The sequence below is a fragment of the Bartonella sp. MR168JLCBS genome, assembly GCF_042194175.1.
The window spans coordinates 1-887 of record NZ_JBHIMP010000227.1 but is presented as its reverse complement, the minus strand read 5'-3'; the positions used below and the strand labels follow the sequence as shown (position 1 = coordinate 887).

Annotated in this window: 2 protein-coding genes; both read right to left on the bottom strand. The window is 50.2% G+C overall.

Annotation, left to right across the window (positions count from 1 at the left end; genetic code table 11):
* Nucleotides 1-225 (bottom strand): hypothetical protein (locus tag ACFIK8_RS10510; protein WP_375669394.1); only part of this gene is annotated, 225 nt, incomplete at its 3' end.
* Between the two features lie 46 nt (nucleotides 226-271).
* The coding region (locus tag ACFIK8_RS10505; protein ID WP_375669393.1) for a hypothetical protein at nucleotides 272-887 on the bottom strand (616 nt) is incomplete at its 5' end.

Genomic DNA, 887 nt, shown 5'->3' with positions numbered 1-887 from the left:
TATGAATTCTTGCCGTACTTCCTCGTATTGTTCGTTACCACTGGTGGCTGTCAGCGAGATTGAAACTGTGTCAGCGGAGTGCTGCGGAGACTTACCCTTTGTTGTTTTCCTTTTCTTCGCACGTCTCCTCGAACGTGCTATTTTTCGAACGGCGACACCAATGACATCGTCGTCGTCAAAGTCCGAGCTCATCCCACTCAGGGCGTCGGGAATCGGCGGGCCCACCTCAACTGCATCGGGACTTTTGGTAGTGGCGTCCCACGCGGGTACTTCATTTGTTAATTTCGTCGGCGCATTCGCGTGTGATCGTCGTTCCATTGCCTGAACCCGACCAACAAGCCGAGGGAACTCTGTTGTCATCGAACCTGATCGTTGCCTTGGAGCGTCCCTGTCGTGCACCAATGGGTAAGAGGCCGTCACCGCCTCGCCAAGTGACATCTCGACGCAAGTATCGAATAGTGTCCGCTGTAAACAAATACAATTTTATGTTAACAAGAACGATATTTCCTCTATACTCAACAAGGAAACTTACGATATCGTGGGCGTCCTTGTCGTATTCCTCGCTCTGCAACGAAGAGTAATGAGTGTACTCATGTTTCCTGTTGTCCAGAACGAGGAGATGGAAATGGCCATTCAAAATTATCGGCATGAGGACGATCTCGACATCATGGACAGTCTGCGCAGCAACACCGACCATACCGAGAGCTTCTTCCGCCGTGTCATCTGATTTCGACAAGCACAGTGCGAGTGGACGGGTAATTGAAGCCCGCATCTTAAAAGGATACGGCACGAGCTTTAGCATTTTCTGAATAATGGAGACGAAGACGTCGACGACATCGTATGTCACCATCTCCTTACCGTCCAACAATGTGAAGACGTTCACTCGT